16 protein-coding genes are annotated in these 17,570 nt (G+C 56.9%); 7 read left to right on the forward strand and 9 right to left on the reverse strand.

The window, feature by feature from the left end:
* The first annotated feature begins 135 nt into the window (after positions 1 to 135).
* The 6 genes from AB6B39_RS14590 (at position 136) to AB6B39_RS14615 (ending at position 5,123) form a co-directional block, all read left to right on the forward strand.
* Positions 136 to 1,590: a Do family serine endopeptidase gene (locus tag AB6B39_RS14590; protein WP_284372515.1), complete on the forward strand. Its 1,455-nt coding sequence runs from the start codon at positions 136 to 138 to the stop codon at positions 1,588 to 1,590.
* A 123-nt stretch (positions 1,591 to 1,713) separates the two neighbouring features.
* The gene (locus AB6B39_RS14595; RefSeq protein WP_284372512.1) at positions 1,714 to 2,499 is read left to right on the forward strand and encodes a hypothetical protein; all 786 of its coding nucleotides are present in this window, start codon (positions 1,714 to 1,716) and stop codon (positions 2,497 to 2,499) included.
* Positions 2,492 to 2,995, forward strand: coding sequence for a hypothetical protein (locus AB6B39_RS14600; protein ID WP_284372510.1), 504 nt, complete (start codon positions 2,492 to 2,494; stop codon positions 2,993 to 2,995). The genes AB6B39_RS14595 and AB6B39_RS14600 overlap by 8 nt, the downstream gene beginning before the upstream one ends.
* Positions 2,996 to 3,342: 347 nt before the next feature.
* On the forward strand, positions 3,343 to 3,645 hold the full coding sequence (locus AB6B39_RS14605; RefSeq protein WP_284372508.1) for a hypothetical protein: 303 nt from the start codon (positions 3,343 to 3,345) through the stop codon (positions 3,643 to 3,645).
* A 244-nt stretch (positions 3,646 to 3,889) separates the two neighbouring features.
* Positions 3,890 to 4,468 carry a hypothetical protein gene (locus tag AB6B39_RS14610; RefSeq protein ID WP_371398643.1) on the forward strand — a complete coding sequence of 193 codons (579 nt, stop codon included), beginning with the start codon at positions 3,890 to 3,892 and terminating at the stop codon, positions 4,466 to 4,468.
* 175 nt (positions 4,469 to 4,643) lie between these two features.
* Entirely contained in the window at positions 4,644 to 5,123 is a 480-nt protein-coding gene (locus tag AB6B39_RS14615; RefSeq protein WP_371398644.1) for a hypothetical protein, read from the forward strand.
* 27 nt (positions 5,124 to 5,150) lie between these two features.
* On the opposite strand, the gene carB is transcribed toward AB6B39_RS14615, so the two are convergent.
* From carB to AB6B39_RS14660, 9 genes are all read right to left on the reverse strand, one after another.
* The gene (gene carB, locus AB6B39_RS14620) at positions 5,151 to 8,453 is read right to left on the reverse strand and encodes a carbamoyl-phosphate synthase large subunit (RefSeq protein ID WP_284372502.1); all 3,303 of its coding nucleotides are present in this window, start codon (positions 8,451 to 8,453) and stop codon (positions 5,151 to 5,153) included.
* A gap of 116 nt (positions 8,454 to 8,569) precedes the next feature.
* Positions 8,570 to 9,115, reverse strand: coding sequence for a DUF4287 domain-containing protein (locus AB6B39_RS14625; RefSeq protein WP_284372488.1), 546 nt, complete (start codon positions 9,113 to 9,115; stop codon positions 8,570 to 8,572).
* A gap of 51 nt (positions 9,116 to 9,166) precedes the next feature.
* Entirely contained in the window at positions 9,167 to 9,469 is a 303-nt protein-coding gene (locus AB6B39_RS14630; RefSeq protein ID WP_284372485.1) for a putative quinol monooxygenase, read from the reverse strand.
* Positions 9,466 to 9,843: a DUF1304 domain-containing protein gene (locus AB6B39_RS14635; RefSeq protein WP_284372483.1), complete on the reverse strand. Its 378-nt coding sequence runs from the start codon at positions 9,841 to 9,843 to the stop codon at positions 9,466 to 9,468. Before AB6B39_RS14635 ends, AB6B39_RS14630 begins: the two co-directional genes overlap by 4 nt.
* Positions 9,844 to 10,125: 282 nt before the next feature.
* A complete protein-coding gene (locus AB6B39_RS14640; protein ID WP_284372481.1) occupies positions 10,126 to 11,286 on the reverse strand; it encodes an acyl-CoA dehydrogenase family protein in 1,161 nt (386 codons plus the stop codon).
* 189 nt (positions 11,287 to 11,475) lie between these two features.
* Positions 11,476 to 11,871 carry a hypothetical protein gene (locus AB6B39_RS14645; RefSeq protein WP_284372479.1) on the reverse strand — a complete coding sequence of 132 codons (396 nt, stop codon included), beginning with the start codon at positions 11,869 to 11,871 and terminating at the stop codon, positions 11,476 to 11,478.
* A complete protein-coding gene (locus AB6B39_RS14650; RefSeq protein WP_284372477.1) occupies positions 11,868 to 12,116 on the reverse strand; it encodes a hypothetical protein in 249 nt (82 codons plus the stop codon). The genes AB6B39_RS14645 and AB6B39_RS14650 overlap by 4 nt, the downstream gene beginning before the upstream one ends.
* A gap of 256 nt (positions 12,117 to 12,372) precedes the next feature.
* The gene (locus tag AB6B39_RS14655; RefSeq protein WP_284372475.1) at positions 12,373 to 14,163 is read right to left on the reverse strand and encodes an acyl-CoA dehydrogenase C-terminal domain-containing protein; all 1,791 of its coding nucleotides are present in this window, start codon (positions 14,161 to 14,163) and stop codon (positions 12,373 to 12,375) included.
* On the reverse strand, positions 14,163 to 14,681 hold the full coding sequence (locus AB6B39_RS14660) for a MerR family transcriptional regulator (protein WP_371398645.1): 519 nt from the start codon (positions 14,679 to 14,681) through the stop codon (positions 14,163 to 14,165). Before AB6B39_RS14660 ends, AB6B39_RS14655 begins: the two co-directional genes overlap by 1 nt.
* Positions 14,682 to 14,853: 172 nt before the next feature.
* Here AB6B39_RS14660 and AB6B39_RS14665 point away from each other — a divergent pair, with 172 nt between their 5' ends.
* Complete coding sequence (locus AB6B39_RS14665; protein ID WP_284372470.1) at positions 14,854 to 17,562, forward strand: peptidoglycan-binding protein; 2,709 nt, start codon at positions 14,854 to 14,856, stop codon at positions 17,560 to 17,562.
* Positions 17,563 to 17,570 lie beyond the last annotated feature (8 nt).

Below are 17,570 nucleotides of genomic sequence, written 5' to 3' on the forward strand. Positions count from 1 at the left end.
TCACGCTCAGTTCACCTATCTTAAACCTCGGTCACATTCTGCCGCAGTGCCTTGCGGGAACCGGTACAGACTTCATATCTTTCTAAAAGATTACGAACCGTCTTTTTCGATTTCGTTTCATCAAGGAGCCCAGACGTGAAAAAAGCCCTCATCCTGACGACAGCCGCAGTCGGACTTGTCGCCGCACCGCTGGCCATGTCGCAGGTCATTCAGGACACGCCGCAACCCGATGCCCCGCTGTTTCAGCCCGTGCAGCTGCTTGGCGGCAATGACTCTATGACCTTTGATCGCCGTCGCGGCGTCATCACCATGGCCCCTCTGCTCGAACGGGTCACCCCCGCCGTCGTCTCGATCAATACGGTTACAGAAAGCGGTACGCCCGATCTGACCGACGATCAGATGGAAATGTTCGAACGCTTCTTCGGTCAGAGCCCGCGCAATCGCGGACCGCGCGCCGGGCTGGGCTCCGGTGTCGTGGTCGATGCCAATGAAGGCCTGATCCTGACCAATAATCACGTGGTCGACGGGGCCGACGAAATCCAGATCACGCTGGAAGACCGGCGTGAATTCATGGCGGACGTCGTCGGCACCGACCCGCAAACCGATCTGGCTCTGCTCAGGATCGATGCGCCGCGCCTGAGTGCCCTCGATATTGCCGAAACGGACGACATCATGGTCGGTGACTATGTCATCGCCGTGGGCAACCCATTCGGCCTGTCATCGACCGTGACCAGCGGAATCGTTTCGGCACTGGGCCGCGAAAATCCCCGCGGCGGCGACCGTTATGAAGATTATATCCAGACCGACGCTGCTATCAATCCCGGCAATAGTGGCGGCGCGCTTGTCAATTCCAAAGGCGAACTGATCGGCATCAACACGGCCATTGTCTCTCGCTCAGGCTCCAGTGCCGGGATCGGCTTTGCCGTGCCGACGCGGACGATCCGTAACGTGATGGCGCAACTGATGGAATTTGGCGAAGTCCGGCGCGGTCGCATCGGCGTGCTGATCCGTGATCTCGATCCGGAACTGCGCGAAGGGCTCGACCTGCCGAGCTTGCGCGGCGCGCTAATTTCGGAAGTCGTCGAAGACGGTGCCGCCGATAAGGCCGGGCTGGAACCGGGCGACGTGGTGATTGCCTTCAATGGCGAAGAGCTGGACGATAGCTCTGATCTGCGCAATGCGGTCGGCCTGCTCACGCCCGGCACGTCCGCCGACATCACCTATCTGCGCGACGGAAAACGCCGCACGACCCGCATCACGGTCGAAGTCGTCGAAGAGGACCGGGATGAACTGGACGCGTCCGCGACCGATGACATCCCGTCCATGGAGAGCTTCTCCGGCGCGACAATTACGGATATTCCAGACGATCTGGACCTGCGGGACGGCGATGACGGCGTCTTCATCTCGACCGTCCGGCGCAATAGCCGCGCCGCGCGGGCGGGCCTGCAGCGCGGGGATATCATCCGTCGCATCAACCGCACGCCGATTGCCGATCTCGACGAATTCGAAGATTTCCTGTCAGATAATGACGGCCCCTACGCCCTCGTCGTCGAACGCAATGGCCGGACCATGTTCCTGGGTGTGCGATAAAACGCGATCCGTCGACACGCGAAACGCTGGATCGCGAAACTATATTTGCAGTTGCGTTTTTTATAATTGCGTTGACGCCAATCATGTCGCTGAGTACTCCTGTGAAACGGGAGGTTCGGGAACATGAAGTCACCACTTACGGGTCAACGTCTCAAGTTGACGGTATGCTCCGTACTTTTGGCAATTCCAGCCTATAGCCTACAGGGGTTCAATTATGATCAGGCCTTGGCCCGAATTCCGTTGGGCCAGCAGAACTGTGAAACAACCCAGATTTATCAGCCTGGTTATGGCTGGATTCCCGGAAGTGAGATCACAACATGTGAGGTCGGGATTCCAAACAGCAGTGACGGGTCTGAATATCTTGCCAATCTGAACGCATCCTGCGGGTCGGGCCCGTGCGAAGGTGCGCCTCAAGACGGCGATGAAGATGCTGAGCTCGATCCCGAAGTCTGCGAAGTCGAGCAGGCGATTGAAAGTGAGCGGGATAGGTTGGCCAATGAGATTGCTGATGAGATTGCTGATGAGATCAAATCCCTTGGGGATTGGGATCAAGTGGAATATGGCGCTGTAATATATTGGGATGGGAGTAGCTTTTCCCGCGACGCTTTAGATAGAGGAACTATCGATAATGTCGATTTCACCATTTCTACTAGCATTGGAGATGTCGTAGCACTTGTCCACAGCCACACACCCGGATCGTACAGCATTCCCTCCCCTGGAGATTGGAGTTCCATTGATACAATCATAGATGCTGGTTATGCAGATAATTCGACTATCGCACATTACATTCTAAATCACGATGATGGTCAATTTTACGAATATGATAATACTGATCGCCCCAGAGGAGATGGCCTAGGATTTGGAACCGCAACCCATAGTGATGACGCAAAAGGAGAATGCAATGATTAAAAAGCCGTTCATCGCTACATTGATAATGGGCCTGCTCACCACGGCATGTTTTGCCTCTACGACCTCGGATACCGCCCCCGATAATCAGGACACAAATTCAAAATCAGGCGACTTCATTGTGAGTTCGGGCCCTTCGATCAAGATGACCCCCTCCACAAGACTCACGAAATTATCAGAAACATTTTACTGTGAAGGAAACCGCGTCGATTTGGATATGACTATGCGATACGATGCTGACCGTAACGCGGACTTCCAAACCTTCGACTTGAATATAAAGTACAATGGGGAAGTTGTTGACACGATCGACATTGAACGAAAAGTCTTGGATGTTTTAAAACTATCCAATGTTGGGTTTGACATGATCTGTGCCAATAACAGCCTGGCAATTGATGTTTTAATATACGATACGATTCCAAATCCAAGACATCAAAAGGTGAATACGATTTACATCAATCTCAGTTCCGGATCGTTGATGCCAGGCATATATGGACAGTGAAGCAATCGTTTTTGATGAAATAGCCATTCATTGATGCCCGGGTAGAGTTCGGACCAGGCCATGGTGCAGACGCGATTGGAAACTCTGATGGACATCGTCTTTCTAGTCTTGTACTCCTCATAATTTCGCTTTTTTCGCCAGCGTCTGCCGTGTCGCAGATTGTTTCTGAACCGGACATAGCGCGGATCGCCCAAACTGATGGTCCCCTTGTTACGCGGGAAACAGGTGATCCTGACTGTGGCTCTCCTGCATCTGACTGCATCATGATGGGAACCGACAGGGAAACCGTAAATAGCTCACGATCCTTTTCCGTGACGGACTCTTTTTCCTGTTCCGGACATACGCTCATGAGCCATCACGTAAGTCTGTGGGACAATGGCCAGTTACGGTCCGCCCAGATCGATATCGAGCTCAACGGCATCCCCCTAGAGCTGCCAAGGTCTTTATCGCGGACCTTCGCGTCCTCACCCTATACAAAAGAGACGACCACTTTTTTCTGCGAGACGAATGTCATCATTTTCAAAGTGTCGAGTGGCCATCATGCCAATGACAATATGGCGTCCGGCGACGCCACCTATCTTATCGATTTGGAGGCACATCGCATCACGTCAGCCTCACCACTCGATATCGCACGTCTGTTCGGCCCCTGATCGTTCCTGGTATAACGCGTCAGTCCGATAATGACATGGCGGGACCACGTTCTTGGGTGTGACATGTTTCGCGAAGCGTCTGGTCGATATCATGCTTTAAAGTTCGTTGGCAGCGCACCGTTCGCATCCGACAGCCCGATCGTATGATTGATCGCAGACTGGGCAAGATTAGAGCAGGTTCAAACTACGCCGGATGGAGGAGCGCACTACATTTTAAGCTATAGTGATAGAACCTTATACGAATATGATGCAACTGACACTCCTAGACGTGAAGGCAACGCCGATGGAAACGCTGAAAACGCAAGAGATGCACAGAGTGTCTGCAATGAATAGATATTACGTCATTCCCCTTATTTTCTCCGTTGCACTCCAAGCGTGTAGCGGCCCCGATACCGGAATAAGTTACGTTGATCAAAGCCGAGGGCCTGAAGAATTGACTGTTTTAAGCAGTCCGCGTGAGCTTTATGATACGAGCTTGTCGCGTAAAACAACTGACAGTTATTATTGCGGCAGCCACCTTCTGGAAACCTCAATGACAATACGGCGTGAAATATCGCCCGACAACTGGTTCTTCAATGTAGACATTGACTCTGAGCTTGATGGACAAAAAATCGATCTTGCACAATTTGTTGAGAGCATAAATACTGCGCAATTTCAAACCGATGTGGCTCTTCACTATAATTGTGTAAACAGCCAGCTTTCGATCACGATACATCTGGACCAGGGGAGTGGCACTCCTTTCGCAACCCATATCGGCAGAGTCTATGTCGATATAGACACAGGCGAAGTAATGTCCGGGCCAAGAAAGTCCCCCAAACGCTAGTATTTCGATCCTATTCACCCGCGATGCTCTGCAGGCTTTCCACCTCATAACCGCCAGACTTGAGAGCGCGGATGCTTTCGACGGTGGCGCGGCTCGCGGCGGCGGTCGTTTTGAAGACGATCTGAATGCCGCCATTTTCATTTTATCAGCAAAGAGGCTAAGAATGACGGTGGGAATGAATATCATGCTTTTTTCATCCAATCGGATTTTCTCGAAAATCATCTGCAGCGCCTCCCTGATTATGATTGCGGTCGCCGCCCAGGCTTCGCCGATCAAGACAATGACTGAGGCTGGAACTAGCGACAAATCGCATGGCGGAAATCAGTTTCTGAAAGTCGCTTGCGATGGCATGACCGGGAACATTCTAGTATCTCACCAAGTCAACAAGCCCCCAAATATCATGGCGACGCTACTTATCCGTAATGGCGAAAGACGTAATGCTCACAGATTTTTTGATGTCGGTTCCGCGTATCTGACGGAAAGTCATACGTCGCATGATTTGTCCGTCGGGTGTCTCAACCGAAATGGCGGAATTGGCATAAAATTATTGTCGTCAGACGGTAGCGTCGACCCTGTCCATTTGCAGATCGACCGGGAAGGTCGCATTTTTCCTGATTATTCGCTGACGGGATATGCAATCCTCGACCCCGACTGACGCGATACGCCTTTAGCCCTTCGGGTCTCAGCCTTCCGCGATGCTCTGCAGGCTTTCCACCTCATAACCGCCAGACTTGAGAGCGCGGATGCTTTCGACAGTGGCGCGGCTCGCGGCGGCGGTCGTGAAATAGGGAATCTTCTGTTCCAGCGCAGTCCGGCGTAGCGATTTGGAATCTTCCAGCGCCTGTTTCCCCGCAGTCGTGTTAAAGACCATCTGAATATCGCCATTCTTCATTTCATCGACGATGTTGGGACGGCCTTCATGGGCTTTCTTGACATAATCGACCGTGAGACCCCGATCACGCAGGAATTTGGTCGTGCCGCCCGTGGCGACAATGCCGAAGCCCATACCAATCAGCTCGCGCGCCAGATCCGCCATGAGTGGTTTGTGCGCGTCCCGGACGCTGATGAAAACGCGTCCCTTGGCAGGCAGGATCACACCGCCGCCAAGCTGGCTTTTCGCGAAGGCGACCCCGAAACTGTCAGCCAGCCCCATCACTTCACCGGTCGAGCGCATTTCCGGCCCCAGGATCGTATCGACCCCGGGAAAGCGCGCAAAGGGGAAGACGGCTTCCTTCACGGCGATGTATTTCTGCGGGCGCGTTACCAGATCGAACTGTGACAGTTTTTCGCCCGCCATGACCTTGGCCGCGATATTGGCAACCGGAAGGCCGATCGCCTTGGCCACGAAGGGCACCGTCCGGGAGGCGCGCGGATTCACTTCGATCAGATAGACCAATTCCTCCCCCACTTCATTCGGCTTCACGGCGAACTGGATATTCATCAGCCCGATCACGCCCAGTTCCAGCGCCAGCAACCGCGCCTGACGGCGCATTTCGTCCTGAATGTCCGCTGAGAGCGTATAGGGCGGGAGCGAACAGGCGCTATCCCCGGAATGGACCCCGGCTTCTTCGATATGTTCCATGATGCCGGCGATAAAGACGTCATCGCCGTCACAGATCGCATCGACATCGACTTCCACCGCGTCGCGCAGATATTGATCGATCAGCAGCGGCGACTTGCCGGACACTTTCACCGCCTCAGTGATATAGCGTTCCATCTCCGCGTCATTGTCGACAATCTCCATGCCGCGACCGCCCAGCACATTGGACGGACGCAGGACAAGCGGATAGCCGACCGTCTTGGCGGCTTCCTTCGCTTCTTTCGCCGTCTTCGCGATGGCATTGTTGGGCTGTCGCAGACCGAGTTTCTCGACCAGCGTCTTGAAGCGCTCCCGGTCCTCGGCGCGGTCCAGTGCATCCGATTTGGTGCCGAGCAATGGAATGCCATTGGCTTCCAGCGCGCCCGCCAGTTTCAACGGTGTCTGTCCGCCGAACTGCACGATGACACCCAGCAGTTCGCCGCTCTGCATCTCGCCATGGATCAGTTCCAGCACGTCTTCTTCGGTCAGCGGTTCGAAATAGAGACGGTCGGACGTGTCGTAATCGGTCGACACGGTTTCCGGATTGCAATTGACCATGATGGACTCAATGCCGAGATCGGCCATGGCGTATGCCGCGTGGACGCAGCAATAGTCGAATTCGATCCCCTGCCCGATGCGATTGGGACCGCCGCCGAGAATGACGACTTTCCTGGCAGACGACACGCGGGCTTCGTTTTCGACCGTGCCGCCAAATGACGGCGCTTCATAGGTCGAATACATATAAGGTGTCTTGGCCTGGAACTCAGCGGCGCATGTATCGACCCGTTTATAGACGGGACGGACGCCTGCCTTATGGCGCGCCTTGCGGACCTTCTTCTCTTTAGTCCCGGTCAGTTCGCCGATGCGCGCGTCCGAAAAGCCTTCGGACTTGATCGCCCGCCATTGTTCCGGTGTGCCGGGCAGGCCGTTTTCGCGCAGCCAGTTTTCGGCTTTCACGATGGTTTCGATCTGGCGCAGAAACCATTTGTCGATGGAGGTATAGGTATAGACCTTGTCGACGCTCAGCCCGTGCCGGAAGGCCTGGGCCACGACCAGCAGCCGATCGGGCGCCAGAATGGAGAGGCGCGCCTTGATCGCGCCGTCGAGCGCTTCAGGATCGGTTTCCGCGAAATGGATTTCGTTTAGCCCCGTCAATCCGGTCTCAAGGCTGCGCAGGGCTTTCTGAAAGCTCTCGGCGAATGTCCGGCCGATAGACATGGCTTCACCGACGGACCGCATCGCCGTCGTCAGTACGGGCTTGGCGCCCGGAAATTTTTCGAAGGCGAAGCGCGGACATTTGGTCACGACATAGTCGATGGTCGGCTCAAAGGCGGCGGGGGTGGCCCCGGTAATGTCGTTGTCGAGCTCATCCAGCGTGTAGCCAACGGCAAGCTTCGCCGCGATCTTGGCGATCGGAAAGCCGGTCGCTTTGGACGCGAGGGCCGAGGAGCGGGACACGCGCGGGTTCATCTCGATCACGACCATTCGGCCATCCGCCGGGTTCATCCCGAACTGCACGTTCGATCCACCTGTCTCCACGCCGATCTCGCGCAGGACTGCGATCGAAGCATCCCGCATGCGCTGATATTCCTTGTCGGTCAGTGTCAGGGCGGGCGCGACGGTGATGCTGTCGCCCGTATGCACACCCATCGGGTCGATATTCTCGATGGCACACACGATGATACAATTATCCGCCCGGTCGCGAACGACCTCCATCTCATATTCCTTCCAGCCGAGGAGCGATTCATCGACCAGCACCTGATTGGTCGGGGATGCCGACAGGCCGGACCGGATGATTTCCTGATACTCATCGCGGTTATAGGCGACCCCGCCGCCCGTGCCGCCCATGGTGAAGGCGGGACGGATGATGGCGGGCAATCCGGTGAAATCGAGCGCGTCCATCGCCTTGGCGACACCGGCGGCGTAATCCACTTCCCCGTCATCGCGGGTCGGCGCAGTGACGATGGTCGCGCGCGGATTTTCCAGCCCGATCTTCGTCATGGCCTCGGCGAAGCGCTCGCGGTTCTCCGCCTTGTCGATCACGTCGGCCTTGGCGCCGATCATCTCCACGCCATATTTTTCCAGAACGCCCATCTGCTCCAGCGCGAGCGCACAGTTCAGCGCCGTCTGTCCGCCCATGGTCGGCAGCAGCGCGTCGGGCTTCTCGATCGCAATAATCTTTTCGACCATGTCCGGCGTGATCGGCTCGACATAGGTCGCGTCTGCCAGCCCTGGATCTGTCATGATAGTGGCGGGATTGGAATTGACCAGGACGACCCGATAGCCCTCTTCCTTCAGCGCCTTGACCGCCTGCACGCCGGAATAGTCGAACTCGCACGCCTGCCCGATAATGATCGGCCCCGCCCCGATGATGAGGATGGAAGAGATGTCGGTTCTTTTTGGCATGGCAGCGCGGTCCGTGACGGCGAGGAAGCAAATTGCCGTCTGTTACGGGCGTGGCAAGCGAGTCGCAAGCGGGATGTTCGACATCATCGCAGGACGCAAACGCAAGACCGCAGCATTCAGCCTGCGCGGCTGTAAGCCTCCGCCATCCAGCCTTTCACGGCATCATCGAAATCCGCCGCCGTTTCGAGTCGCACCCGATGGGAGCACATGGCGTTGTAAGTCTCGAGTCGCCCTTCGGCGGGATCACCCTTGAGGGCCAAACCTAGATCGATCCGGCTCTTCGTGGCTGGCGTGATGAGCGCGAACTGCTTCTTGCGGCGCAGACTATGGGACGCTTTCTTCGGCGCGAACTCGACATCCTCACCGAGCGTTTTCGCAAAGGCGACAATGGCGTCATGAAGAGGTTTCAAACCCGCCTTGGCACCGGAATATTGCGCCGCGATCAGATCTTCGGTCTCTCCGGTGTCGCGGATCTTCGCCGAAATCAGATTGGCAAAGCCATGCGTCACACCATGTTCGGTCTTGAGAAAGCCGACGATCTGACCATGTTTTTCCAGCCCTTCCGCAGCGACGAGCCGGGTCCACTCATCCAGTGTCTTGCCCGTCTTCTCGGGAATATTGGCCAGCATTGTCGCCAATTGCTGTTCCGGTGTTGTCGCCATGTTGGTCCCCTTCTCCGATATAATGTCTGGCCCGGACACGACTGACCTGCCCTATCCGCGAGGGTCGATCTCATTCGCATCGAAAATCGTCATGATTGGCTCTTCTGACAGGAGCGGTCGCAGATCACGGACGAAGGCCCGTGACGCATCCAACTGGAAATGCGTCATTAAGGCTGACATGTCCTGCCAAAGTTCGACGAACACGAAACGCGACGCGTTTTCGCAATCGACCGAGACATTATGCGCAATGCAGCCCGGCTCAGATTGTGAGCGCTTCACATGGGTCAGGCTCAATGCGCGCACTGCGTCCGCCTGCCCGGGCTTGGCAATGACTGAACCGGTTACAACAATCATGATCTGGCTTTCAGAACCATCAGGCTGAGAATGGCGAGACCCGCCGGAACCGTCTGGACGAAAATGATATTCATGGATGCCGTCACCGCGCCAAAGACACCTGCGACTGCGACACAGGCCAGGAAAAAGTAAGCGACATTACGTTTCCAGTTCACGTCCTTGATGAGAAACAGTGCCCAGATCAGTCCCGCTGCCAGGAAGCCATTATAGAGCCCCTGATTGGCGGCCAGAACCTTGGTCGGCGTGAACAGATCCGACGGAATCGTGGTAAAAACCTTCGGCCCCCGGCTCTCCCACAGGAACATCTCGAAGACGAGAATATAGGCATGAATGAGCGCGACGAGCCCGATCAGAATTTTGCTGATAGTGTGCATGTGGATGCCCCATTATTCATCGCCAAAGATCCTCGCCTCCCACCCTATATGGGCGACAGGCCGATCTGTCGAATGAGCCATGGGATTTTCAGAGCAAAATTAAAGCGACGCCAAAGCGCCGCCTTTTCGCCTATTGTTTTGTTCGTGCTCGGCGCATTTGAGGCGTTCAGATTGCATCAGACATTCCCCCTTATCATCTTTTGGGATGATCGCCTGCGGCGGGATTTACAATGATTGCGATTGGCAATCTTAGACCCCTGATGCGGACGCCAATCTGTGGGGCTAGAGTGAGCGCGCAATCACCATCTTCATGATCTCATTCGTGCCGCCATAGATGCGCTCGACGCGGACGTCGCGATACATGCGGCCGATCTTATATTCGTTCATATAACCGTAGCCACCAAACAGCTGCAAACAGCGGTCGACGACTTCGTTCAAGCGATCAGACGCCCAATATTTCGCCATGGACGCCGTGACGGTGTCCAGTTCGCCGCGCAGATGCTTGTCCGCACAGTCATAGACGAACGTCTTGGTCACCTGTGTGATGGTCTTGCACTCGGCCAGTTCAAACTGCGTGTTCTGGAAATCCAGGATGCGTTTGCCGAAGGCTTTGCGCTGCTTGACGTAGTCGATGGTCTCACGAAGCGCTTCTTCCATAGCCGCAACGTTCTGCACGGCAATGTTCAGCCGTTCCTGTGGAAGCTCAGTCATGAGCTGAATAAAGCCCATGCCTTCCTGCTCGCCCAGAAGCGCGTCCGCAGGCAATTTGATATCGTCAAAGAACAGCTCGGCTGTGTCCTGGGCTTCCATACCGACCTTGTCGAGAATGCGACCGCGGCGGAAGCCTTCAACCTCGTCCGTTTCCAGCAGGAAGAGCGATTTGGCGTGTTTGCCCTCGCCGCCCGTATCCGCCACGACGACGATCAGATTGGCCGTCCCGCCATTGGTGATGAACGTCTTGGACCCGTTCAGGATCCAGCCATTACCGTCCTTCTTGGCGTTCGTCTTGATCCCTTGCAGGTCCGACCCTGTGCCCGGTTCTGTCATCGCAATCGCGCCAACCAGTTCGCCTGAGGCCATTTTCGGCAGATATTTGCGCTTCTGCTCTTCTGTACCAAAATGCAGGATATAAGGCGCGACGATCGCATTGTGCAATGACAGGCCAAACCCATCGACGCCCGCACGGACCAACTCTTCCATAATGATCATTTCGTGGCGATAATCGCCGCCAGCGCCGCCATATTCTTCCGGCATGGACGGGCAGAGCAGACCGTAGGAGCCAGCCTCGTCCCAGAACTTCCGGTCGACCATCTTGTTCTTGCGGAAGCTTTCCGAATGCGGCGCCATCTCGTTCTTGTAGAAGCGATAGGTCGCATCCCGGAACATGTTGATGTCTTCTTCTTCGTACCAGTCGGGGTTTTTGAAATCGAGAACGGCGCTCATGGTCAGGGTCCTGTAAGAGATGAAACTAGAGGCCCCATAACAGAAAAATGCATCAGCCCACGACGCAATATCCGCATGGATGACGCTTATCATGCATGTGGTCGGATGTGGGCCTGAACGATATCGAGGCCGACCTTCGAACATGCCTGCTTCACACGCCGAGACCCCCTGCAGAGTTGTCGCGTCAATCTAGGACGCAGCAAGACTGGGCAGAAGAAATGACTGCCTTGCAAGATCCGACTGAAGGCGATCATCCGGATAGAGCTGGATAAGAAAATTCTTGTTCAGAAGGTCCGGATTTGCGGACAGAAATTCATCGACATCGGTCGATTCTTTGCGCGCCATCCGCTCCGCAATCACGCTCATGAACGCGTAGGTGATTGTCAGATTGAATTTCTCAGGAGCCCCGGCTTCCGTGGCAAGTTCCTGTATTCCACGGGCATAAGCCGCAGCTGCATCAATGAAATCGTTTTGCGACAATAGTCGGTAAGCCAGCCGGACGTGGTCACGGTGGCCGAATTGGCGCGCGTCGACGGCTTCCGTGGGGAACAGGGAACGCCACCATTGCTGGGCAGGCGACGTCACCTGTCTCCCTCTTTGAATGTATGGCTGTCACTCGCTTGCCAATCGAGATCATAGACGTCTTTCAACTGTCCGATTTTGGTGACTGTTGCCTCCGAGAACGGTGTCTTCCCTTCGAAAGCATGCAGCATGACACCTTCCACAAGGTCCCCGACCGACATGTCCAAATGCTCTGCAAGCCCCTTCAGCACTTTGAGAAGGCGCTTTTCGATCCGGATACCCGTTTGGACACGTGTTATCTTAGTCATTTAGTATATATGTACCATCCTATCTGTTGCTGCAATTAAAAACTTCTCCCGGTCCGTATCGAGGGCAAACTGATCCGGCGCCAAAAAAAAGCGCGCCCGGAGGCGCGCTTGACTGTGCTATTGTGCCACTGTGCTTATGAAGAAGGGTCCCCTTCGCGTCCTTTGGGGAAGCGCCGCTGGCGTGGAGGTTTGCGTCGGACGCTTTCAGCGTCCTTGGACCCCTACCGGGGACGCAAACCTGTAGGGCCAGCCTTAATCAGAACGCCGCAGCTTCCAGCGCCATCAGAGGCTCGGCACCCGTCTTGATCTTGGCCAAGTGGCTATCGAGCATGGGGAGCATACGCAGCATGAAGTAGCGACCCGTGATCAGCTTGTTCGGATAGAAATCCTCATTCGAGCCGTCATCGATCTTGGCTTGCGCCACGACAGCCATTTTGGCCCACATATAGGCCAGCGTCGCCAGGCCCAGCATGTGCATGTAGTCGGTCGATCCTGCCCCGGCATTATTGGGGTCCTTCATGCCGTTCTGCATCAGCCACATGGTGGCTTCCGTGAGCTTGGTCTTGGCACCGCTCAGACCGTCCATGAATTCGGATATGGCGTCGTTGCCAGCATTGTCCTTCACAAACTGATCGATCTCGGCATTAAGCGTCATCAGCGCGCGACCCCCATTGCGGGCAAGCTTACGGCCAACGAGATCGAGCGCCTGTACGCCGTTCGCACCTTCATAGATCAAGGCGATGCGGTTATCGCGGACGAACTGGCTCATGCCCCACTCTTCGACAAAACCGTGTCCGCCGAAGATCTGCTGGCAGTCGATCGTCGTTTTCATCGACATATCGGTCAGGTAGCCTTTTACGACAGGCGTCAGCAGGCCGAGATAATCATCGCACTTTTCGGCGAGTTTTTCGTCTTCCGTATGCTTCTCAATATCTTCGTGCTTGGCCGCCCAGTAGAGGAGCGCGCGACCGGCTTCGTTGAAGGCCTTGGTTTCCATCAGCATCCGGCGAACGTCGGGATGGACGATGATGGGATCGGCGGGCTTCTCTTCGTTCTGCGGACCCGTCAGGGCGCGGCCCTGAATGCGGTCTTTGGCGTAGATGGCCGCATTCTGATAGGCGACTTCCGACTGACCAAGCCCTTGCAGGCCAACGCCGATGCGGGCTTCGTTCATCATGACGAACATGACGCGCAGACCCTTATTCTCTTCGCCGATCAGATAGCCTTCCGCTTCGTCGTAATTCATGACGCAGGTCGAGTTGCCGTGAATGCCCATCTTCTCTTCGATGGAGCCGCAGGAGACGGCATTACGCTCGCCCGGATCTTCATTCTCGTCCAGTTTGAACTTCGGCACGATGAAGAGCGAAATCCCCTTTGTACCCGCGGGTGCACCTTCGATGCGCGCCAGAACGAGGTGGACGATGTTGTCGCTCATATCGTGCTCACCGGCGGAGATGAAAATCTTCTGGCCGGAAATCTTGTAGCTGCCATCGGCTTGCGGGACGGCTTTCGTTTTCAGCATACCAAGGTCTGTGCCGCAATGTGGCTCGGTCAGGTTCATCGTGCCGGTCCATTCGCCGGACATCATTTTGGGCAGATAGGTCTGCTTCTGCTCATCGGACCCGCCGACCTGGATCGCCTTGATCGCGCCGCCCGTCAGGCCGGGATACATGGCAAAGGCCATGTTGGAGGATGTCCACATTTCCGAGGCAGCAATCTGCAACATGCCGGGCATGCCCTGACCGCCATAGGTCGGATCCATAGAGAGTGACGTCCAGCCATTTTCTGTCATCTGCTTATAGGCGTCCTTGAAGCCTGTCGGTGTGGTGACACTGCCGTCCGCATTCCGGGTACAGCCTTCATGGTCGCCAACCACGTTGAGCGGCGCGAGGACTTCTTCTGAGAATTTGGACGCTTCGCCGAGAATGGCATCGGCCAGATCGCGGTCGACCTCCGAGAACGCTTCATACTGCGTCAGGTCTTCGAAACCGAGAACTTCGTGAAGCAGGAATTGCATATCCCGGACGGGAGCCTTGTAGCTGGGCATTAGATTGATCCTTGTTGGGCAATGAGATGTTTTTTGAAAGCCGCCTGGTAACGGTCGGCAAGGTTGGAGACGTCCTGTGTCTGGTCGTCGGAATTCTGGGTCAGATAGTCATCGATCACGGACACGATTTCGGTCATGTCGCGCTCGAGCAGCGCCACGTCACGGCGGCGGTCGGCCAGACCATCGATGACGGCCTGAAAATTGTCGCGACGGCGGCGCAATTCCTTTGCGTCGCTGATCCGGCCCTCAAGCACGTCGAAAACGGCGCGGATGTCATCGAGCGAAAAGCCGAGCCGCTTACCGCGCAGAATGCGTTCGAACCGGGCATGGTCGCGACGATGAAACGTCCGGCTCTGGCCGGTCCGTTCGGGGCTGAGCAGACCTTTATCTTCATAGAAGCGCACGGTCCGGGGCGTGACGCCGAACATGTCGGCGAATTCGCGGATGGTCCACGAGGATTTGCCCGAATCCGTCTGCGCGTCTTTTCGCGGTGGATTTGTGTGTGATTCCGTAAGCACGTGTCGTCCATGACAGACCTTTACGTTAACGTCAAGGTAAAGATGAAATTGTTCCGTTAACGGTTTAACCGCGCCTTAACCATAGTCGGGCGAAGGGGTACCTTATGCGGGCCGGACGTCCGCAGTGCGGGTCACTGATTCGTATGATGCAAGATGCAGGGGATGCCCCGTCATGGTCGGCAAGGTATCTGAAAATCCAGAAGAGGCCGAGGGCGCGACGGCCGGGCCTGATCCCGATGCCCCATCATCATCCATGAGCGATAACCCCAACCCGAATTCCACACCCCGACGCAAGGCTGCGCCCCGTAAAGCCGCAAAAAAGACTGCGACCCGTTCCAAGGCTGACCTTCAGGCGGATCTCGACAAGCTGGAAGCCCGCCTGAAACGCGCTGACAGCGTGACTCGCAAAAGCGTGGAGTCGCTGGAAACCGTGGTCACGACATTGCAGGCCAGTCTGAAAACGGCGCAGTCGACGCAAAAGGGGCAACTCACCAAACACGTCAACCGTCTGACCCGTCGCCTGGACGCGCAAGTGGACGATACCAAAGCGCTGATCCGGCGTGAACTTCGCGATGCGCTGGCCGGAGCAGGATCGACCGGGGGCGTCGATGCGCTGGATGCAGCCCTGTCGCGCGCGACCGAGCGCATGGACGAAGCCGAAATATCGCAAGCGGCCGCGATCACCCGCGTCAATCGCCATCTGGCCGATATTGCGCGCGCCGTCGATGCGCGCCTGAAGGACGAAAGCGACGCCCGCCAGGCCGAGATGGCCACGATCGACACGCGCATTATCGAGACTGTGTCCGGTGCGACGGCAAAGATCACGGACCGTATTTCCATTATCGAGCGCGACAGTGCCCGGGCTTTCGACAAGATCGGCGAGACAATGGAGCAGCTTCACCGCAAGGTCGAGCAGCGCCGCTCCGCATCGGAAGACGGTATTGGCGAACGCATCGCCGAACTGGCCGCACAGACCCAGTCGGGTTTCGATGCCTATCAATCCCGCGTCGAACAGCGCTTCGAGGAGATGGAAGCCCGTCACATTGCCGTCGGAACAGGCGTTGCGGAACGGGCGATCGAACGCGTCAATCAGGAACTGGACGAGAAAATCAACGCCTTAAAATCGCGATTGGCCGAACTGGAACGCCGTCCCGTCGAGATGCCAGCCCTGCCGGCACCCGTATTGGCCACGCAACCTAAAGAGGTCACGCCCGAAGCCGAAGTCGTCCAGGCGGCAGAAAAAGATGAGTCCCAGTCACTGCGCGACCGTCTGACATCGTTCCGCAAGCCGTCTGACGAACCTGCGACCCTTGCTCCAGCAGCGCTGGATCAGACACAGGCCGCCAACCCCTATGCCGCCGCGCTCGGAGCCAGTGCCGCATCCGGTGGGCGGGGTCTCGCTGTGCCAGCCGCACCGTTCGAACCGCTTCCTTCTCCTTTCGAGGCGCAAGACCCCGGATCACCGGTCGTTGCCTTCCCGGTTCCGGTCCCTCCCGCCCCCAGCCTGAAACCGGATGGACCGCCGCTGCCACCGTTCCAGATGCCAACCGCCGGACAAGGCTATAATACGCCCGACTTCGAATCCGCTCCCCTGCCGGAAGCCGTCTACGCCAATCCGGCCTATGCCGATGATGGCAATACGCCTGCAACCGGCGTCATGGATTCGCCCATGGCCATTCGGGTCGCCGGGGAAAACCGGGCGCCGCGCCGCAAACTGAACTTACCGTCTTTACCGCTATCCTCTCCGCCGCTTCGCATCGCTTTGCTAGCAGGCGGGGTCGTCATTATCGCCTTTCTCGCCGGACGCATGATCTTGGGAACGGGCAGCCTGTCCAGCAGCGATCCGCAAAATGTGCCGCCTGCCGCCGTACAGACGCAACCGGCTGTCACCACGACGCAAATGCCGATGCAGGGCTACACGCTGCCGACGGGCACTGCGCCGGATGGTACGGCACTGCCTCAGTCGGACCCGGCTCTTTCCGGCCTGCCGGGCGGCGTCGATACGCAAAACGCGCCGATCGGCGATTATGTCGAAACGCAGCCCGTCACCTTCATCGATGCCGAACTCGACACGCTGGACGCCGCCGTCGAAGCTGGAAACCCGATCGCACAGTTCCAGATGGGACTCGCCAAACTGGATGCCGGCGAGACCGAAGATGGGGCGGCCCTTGTCCGGGAAGCCGCCAGTGCCAATCAGCCCGCCGCTCTATACCGTCTCGCCAAACTCTATGAGGCCGGCGAAGGCGTGCCGCGTGACGACACGCTGGCACGTCAGCTGATCGAGCGCGCGGCGCGCGGCGGCAACCGGATCGCCATGCATGATCTGGGGCTTTACTATGCCGAAGGTCGAGGCGGCGTGGAGATGAACATGCTGACCGCCAAGGCCTGGTTCGAACAGGCCGCCCGTCGCGACGTGGTCGACTCGCAATATAATCTGGCTGTCCTGTCCGAAAGTCCTGACACAGGCGCAGAACCGGACACGCAGGAAGCCTTTTTCTGGTATTCGATCGCTGCACGACAGGGGGATCAATTCGCCATTCAGCGTCGGGATGCGCTTCGCAATACGTTTGACGCGGCGACACTGAGCGCCATTCAGACGCGCCTTGACGCCTTCCAGCCGCGCGAGATCGACGAGGCCGCCAACGGGATTTTCACCAATCTACCCTGGGTTCAGGCGAACGCGCCCGCAACCCGTGACCAGATCCGTACAGCCCAAGCCCGTCTTGCCGCTCTGGGCTATCAGGTCGGCACGCCGGACGGTCTGATGGGTGAGCGGACCCGCACCGCCATTCGCCGTTTCCAGCGTGAGAACGGCCTGACGGAAACGGGCAACGTCAATGCCGCGCTACTTAATCGCCTGTCCCAGGCTGGCGGAGCCTGACACAGACA

It is taken from the genome of Algimonas porphyrae, assembly GCF_041429795.1.
GTDB classification, from domain to species: domain Bacteria; phylum Pseudomonadota; class Alphaproteobacteria; order Caulobacterales; family Maricaulaceae; genus Litorimonas; species Litorimonas porphyrae.

Excerpts from the sequence above, each read along its gene's own strand:
- AB6B39_RS14600 (WP_284372510.1), top strand. The coding sequence starts at position 2,492 with ATGATTAAAAAGCCGTTCATCGCTACATTGATAATGGGCCTGCTCACC.
- AB6B39_RS14630 (WP_284372485.1), bottom strand. The coding sequence starts at position 9,469 with ATGATTGTTGTAACCGGTTCAGTCATTGCCAAGCCCGGGCAGGCGGAC.
- AB6B39_RS14615 (WP_371398644.1), top strand. The coding sequence starts at position 4,644 with ATGAATATCATGCTTTTTTCATCCAATCGGATTTTCTCGAAAATCATC.
- AB6B39_RS14640 (WP_284372481.1), bottom strand. The coding sequence starts at position 11,286 with ATGAGCGCCGTTCTCGATTTCAAAAACCCCGACTGGTACGAAGAAGAA.
- AB6B39_RS14595 (WP_284372512.1), top strand. The coding sequence starts at position 1,714 with ATGAAGTCACCACTTACGGGTCAACGTCTCAAGTTGACGGTATGCTCC.
- AB6B39_RS14625 (WP_284372488.1), bottom strand. The coding sequence starts at position 9,115 with ATGGCGACAACACCGGAACAGCAATTGGCGACAATGCTGGCCAATATT.
- AB6B39_RS14610 (WP_371398643.1), top strand. The coding sequence starts at position 3,890 with ATGATGCAACTGACACTCCTAGACGTGAAGGCAACGCCGATGGAAACG.
- AB6B39_RS14650 (WP_284372477.1), bottom strand. The coding sequence starts at position 12,116 with ATGACTAAGATAACACGTGTCCAAACGGGTATCCGGATCGAAAAGCGC.
- AB6B39_RS14605 (WP_284372508.1), top strand. The coding sequence starts at position 3,343 with ATGAGCCATCACGTAAGTCTGTGGGACAATGGCCAGTTACGGTCCGCC.
- AB6B39_RS14635 (WP_284372483.1), bottom strand. The coding sequence starts at position 9,843 with ATGCACACTATCAGCAAAATTCTGATCGGGCTCGTCGCGCTCATTCAT.
- carB (WP_284372502.1), bottom strand. The coding sequence starts at position 8,453 with ATGCCAAAAAGAACCGACATCTCTTCCATCCTCATCATCGGGGCGGGG.
- AB6B39_RS14665 (WP_284372470.1), top strand. The coding sequence starts at position 14,854 with ATGGTCGGCAAGGTATCTGAAAATCCAGAAGAGGCCGAGGGCGCGACG.
- AB6B39_RS14655 (WP_284372475.1), bottom strand. The coding sequence starts at position 14,163 with ATGCCCAGCTACAAGGCTCCCGTCCGGGATATGCAATTCCTGCTTCAC.